This is a genomic window from Mycobacterium sp. (genome assembly GCF_035640695.1).
Classification (GTDB): Bacteria; Actinomycetota; Actinomycetes; order Mycobacteriales; family Mycobacteriaceae; genus Mycobacterium.
This window is the reverse complement of record NZ_DASQVQ010000122.1, coordinates 1-4,591: the sequence shown is the minus strand read 5'-3', so window position 1 is coordinate 4,591 and position 4,591 is coordinate 1. Positions and strand designations below refer to the sequence as shown.

Below are 4,591 nucleotides of genomic sequence, written 5' to 3'. Positions count from 1 at the left end.
AGGCCCGAAGCGCGTCGCGCAGGGCCGCCACGGCCTCGTCGATCTCGGCACGCGAAACGGTCAGCGCCGGCCGGAACCGCACGCTGGTGGTGCCACTGGCCAGCATGATGACTCGGCGCTGCCACAGCCGGCGGATCAGCTCGTCGCGGTCGGCGGACGTCGGCAGGCTGAACGCACACATCAGTCCACGGCCGCGGACGTCGCGCACCGCACCGAACTCGAGGGCCAGTTCCCGCAGCCGGGCCAGCAGGTAGCCGCCCGCCCTTGCCGCCCGCGCGAAGAGCGCGTCGGCCTCGATCACCTCGAGCACCCGGCGCGAGCGCACCATGTCGGCGAGGTTGCCGCCCCAGGTGGAGTTGAGCCGCGAGCTCACCGCGAACACGTTGTCGGCGACCTCGTCGACCCGACCGCCGGCCATCAGGCCGCAGACTTGGGTCTTCTTGCCGAAGGCGACCACGTCGGGCGTCACACCGAGCTGCTGATACGCCCACGCGGTACCGGTCAGCCCGCATCCGGTCTGCACCTCGTCGAAAATCAGCAGCGCGTCGAACTCGTCACACAGTTCGCGCATGGCGGCGAAGAACTGCGGCCGGAAATGGCGGTCACCGCCCTCACCCTGGATCGGCTCGGCGATGAAGCAGGCGATGTCGTGCGGATGCGCCTCGAAGGCCGCGCGGGCTTGGCGCAGCGACTCCGCCTCCAGCGCGTCCATGTCGGCGCCCGGCCGCAGGTAGGGCGCGTCGATGCGGGGCCAGTCGAACTTCGGGAACCGTGCGACCTTCACCGGATCGGTGTTGGTCAGCGACAGCGTGTAGCCGCTGCGGCCGTGAAAGGCGCCGCGCAGGTGCAGCACCTTGGTGCCCAACGCCGGATCGATGCCGCGGGCCTCGTTGTGCCGGCTTTTCCAGTCGAACGCGACCTTGAGCGCGTTCTCGACCGCCAGCGCACCACCGTCCACGAAGAACCGGTGCGGCAGCGCGGGGTCGCCGAGCACCCGCGCGAACGTGTCCACGAACCGTGCCATCGGCACCGTGTAGACATCGGAGTTGCTCGGCTTGTTCAGCGCGGCCTCGGCCAGCTCCGCACGGAACGCGGCATCGTCGGCCAGCGCCGCGTGGTTCATACCCAGCGCCGCCGACGAGAAGAACGTGAACATGTCGAGGTAGCGCTCGCCGGTGCGGGCGTCGACCAGATACGAGCCCTGCGACCGGTCGAGGTCAAGCACGAAGTCAAGCCCGTCGGCCAGGATGCTGCGCCCCAGCACCGCATGTACTTGCGCAGGAGCGATCGAGCGGTCGGTGGCGCCGGGGTCAAGGTCGTCAAGGCCGGCGTAAAGCTCGGACGTCAGAATGGCGGACACATTGACATCCTAACCGATAAAATATCGTAAAGAAGCGGTGACATTGGAACTATTACGGGATAACGTGTCGTCCCTCGTAAAATGTCTGTAAAATGACCGTGCTTCGGGTTCGGACGTTGGCCGCCGTGCGGATCTGTTGCAGGAGGTTTTCGAGGGCCCGCGGAGAAGCCACCCGCACGAGCAGCATGTAGCTCTCCTCGCCCGCCACCGAGTGACACGACTCGATGGCCTTGATGTGTTCCAGGCGCGCGGGCGCATCATCGGGTTGTGACGGATCGAGAGGGGTGATCGCGACGAACGCCGACAGCATCTGCCCGAGCGCTTCGGGGTCGATGCGTGCCGTATATGCGGTCACGATGCCGCGTGACTCCAGGCGCCGTACCCGCGACTGGACCGCCGACACGGAAAGGCCTGCGGTTTCGGCCAGGTTCGCCAGCGTCGCCCGCCCGTCGGCGACCAGCTCGCGCACCAGGATGCGGTCGATGTCGTCGAGCTGGTCACCGGCGTCGGCCATGCGCGCACTGTATCCGAGCGTGAGCGGCAGTCGGGGGCCAGGAGCGCATCGATCTGGGGTTTGGCGATCAGGTTGGCGATGAGACGCATCGAAACATGGGAGCTGCGGGCAAAATTCGCAGCCGCGTTGTCGCGGATGTACGGCGCCGAGGTGCCGGCTTACGCCACGCTGGTCGACGTCACGGCCGAGGTGAACCGCGACCAGGTGGCAGCGCGGCCGGGCGCCGAGCGGCTCGGGTCGCTGGACCGGGTGACCGCCGAACGGCACGGCGCGATCCGCGTCGGCACCCCGCAGGAGCTTGCCGACGTCGCGGATCTCTTCGCCGCGTTCGGCATGTACCCGGTCGGCTTCTACGACTTGCGCGACGCGGCGTCACCGGTGCCGGTGGTGTCCACCGCGTTCCGGCCCATCGATCCGGAGGAGCTGGCGCGCAACCCATTTCGGGTATTCACCTCGATGCTGGCCAGCGCCGACGCCCGATTCTTCCCGGCGGAGCTGCGGCGCCGGGTCGAGCGATTCCTTGGCGGTCGTCAGCTGTTCGACCCGGCGCTGATCGTCGGGGCTCGGCGCGTCGCCGCCGACGGCGGCAGCACCGCCGAGCATGCCGATGAATTCGTCGCCGCAGCCGTTTCGGCCTTCACGCTGTCGCGCGAGCCGATCGACCGGGCCTGGTACGAGGAGCTGACGCGGGTGTCGGCGGTGGCGGCCGACATCGCCGGGGTGCGCTCAACCCACATCAACCATCTGACCCCCCGGGTGCTCGACATCGACGAGCTGTACCAACGGATGAGCGCGCGCGGAATCACGATGATCGACGCGATCCAGGGACCACCCCGCACCGGCGGTCCCGGTGTGTTGCTGCGGCAGACGTCTTTTCGCGCGCTGGCCGAGCCACGGCGCTTCCGCGAGCCGGACGGTTCGGTAACCGACGGCACGGCGCGGGTCAGGTTCGGCGAGGTGGAGGCCCGCGGCGTCGCGCTGACACCCAAGGGCCGCGAACGATACGACGCCGCGATGGCCACACCCAACCCGGCCGCGGTGTGGGACGACTACTTTCCGTCCACCGACGAGGAGATGGCCTCGTCCGGCCTGGCCTACTACCGCGCTGGCGACCCGTCGAAACCCGTTGTGTACGAGGACTTTTTGCCGGCATCGGCGGCCGGCATCTTCCGATCCAACCTGGACACCGACACGCACGCCGGCGAGGGAGCCGATAATTGCGACTATGGCATGGGGTGGATGGCCGGGGCGATCGGCCACTACATCCATGATCCCTACGCGCTCTACGAGAAGGCGGCATCATGACGACGACCGAAACATCTGCGCTGCCGACCGCGGATCAACTACGCGAACGCGTCCGGGACGCGCTGCACGCGGTCGGCGCGCAAATCGAACTGGGTGAGCCGGGCCAGCACGGTATGAATGCGAGCACCCCGGTCACCGGCGACGTGTTGTTCACGCTGCCGGAGACCACGCCGGAGCAGGCCGTCGCGACCATCGGCGGAGCGGCGCAGGCGTTTACGTCGTGGCGGAGCACTCCCGCCCCGGCGCGCGGCGGGCTGGTCGCCCGGCTCGGCGAACTGCTCGTCGAACACAAGGACGATCTCGCGGCGCTGGTGACGATCGAGGCCGGCAAGATCACCTCCGAGGCACGCGGCGAGGTCCAGGAGATGATCGACATCTGCCAGTTCGCGGTCGGGCTGTCGCGTCAGCTCTACGGCCGCACGATCGCGTCCGAACGGCCCGGGCACCGGCTGATGGAGACATGGCACCCGCTCGGCGTGGTCGGGGTCATCACCGCCTTCAACTTCCCGGTCGCGGTGTGGTCGTGGAACACCGCGATCGCGCTGGTGTGCGGCGACACCGTGGTGTGGAAACCGTCCGAGCTGACCCCGCTGACCGCGCTGGCCTGCCAGGCGCTGCTCGGACGCGCCGCCGAGGACGTCGGTGCACCAGCAGCGGTGAGCGGGGTCATTCTGGGCGGCAGGGAAATGGGCGAACGGCTGGTCGACGATCCACGGGTGGCGCTGCTGTCGGCGACCGGCTCGGTGCGGATGGGTCAGCAGGTCGGGCCCCGGGTGGCGCAGCGGTTCGGCCGGGTGCTGCTGGAGCTCGGCGGCAACAATGCCGCGATCGTGACGCCGTCGGCCGATTTGGATTTGGCGGTGCGCGCGATCGTGTTCGCCGCGGCAGGCACCGCCGGGCAGCGCTGCACGACGTTGCGGCGGCTGATCGCGCACAAGTCGGTGGCCGACGAGCTGGTGCAGCGAATCGTCGCCGCGTATCGGCAGCTCCCGGTCGGCGATCCGGCCGCCGAGGGCACGTTGGTCGGGCCGCTGATCACCGAGGCGGCCTACCGCGACATGGTCGGCGCCCTGCAGCGGGCCCGCGCCGACGGCGGCGAGGTATTCGGCGGCGAGCGCGTCGATTTGGGCCCGAACTCGTACTACGTGCGGCCCGCGGTGGTCCCGATGCCCGCGCAGACCGAGCTGGTGCACCGCGAGACCTTCGCGCCGATCCTCTACGTGCTGACGTATGACGACCTCGACGAGGCGATTGAACTGAACAATGCGGTTCCCCAAGGGCTTTCGTCGGCGATGTTCACGCTCGACGTGCGGGAGGCGGAGCGGTTCATGGCCGCCGACGGCTCGGACTGCGGCATCGCCAACGTCAACATCGGCACCTCGGGCGCCGAGATCGGCGGGGCTTTCGGCGGT

The 4,591-nt window shown here is 69.0% G+C and carries 4 protein-coding genes; 2 read left to right on the top strand and 2 right to left on the bottom strand.

All coding sequences use genetic code 11. The annotated features are described in order from the left end of the window. Both lat and VE759_RS14010 read right to left on the bottom strand, forming a co-directional pair. A partial coding sequence (lat, locus tag VE759_RS14015) for an L-lysine 6-transaminase (RefSeq protein ID WP_414687914.1) occupies positions 1-1,360 on the bottom strand: 1,360 nt, incomplete at its 3' end. Positions 1,361-1,412: 52 nt separating this feature from the next. Next, positions 1,413-1,874: an Lrp/AsnC family transcriptional regulator gene (locus tag VE759_RS14010; protein ID WP_324933320.1), complete on the bottom strand. Its 462-nt coding sequence runs from the start codon at positions 1,872-1,874 to the stop codon at positions 1,413-1,415. A gap of 78 nt (positions 1,875-1,952) precedes the next feature. Between VE759_RS14010 and VE759_RS14005 the strand changes: the two genes are divergently transcribed. Both VE759_RS14005 and VE759_RS14000 read left to right on the top strand, forming a co-directional pair. After that, positions 1,953-3,179, top strand: a complete 1,227-nt coding sequence (locus VE759_RS14005) for a VOC family protein (protein ID WP_324933317.1) — start codon at positions 1,953-1,955, stop codon at positions 3,177-3,179. Beyond that, positions 3,176-4,591, top strand: a 1,416-nt coding sequence (locus VE759_RS14000; protein WP_324933315.1) for an aldehyde dehydrogenase family protein, incomplete at its 3' end; no start/stop codon positions are given. The genes VE759_RS14005 and VE759_RS14000, both read left to right, overlap by 4 nt.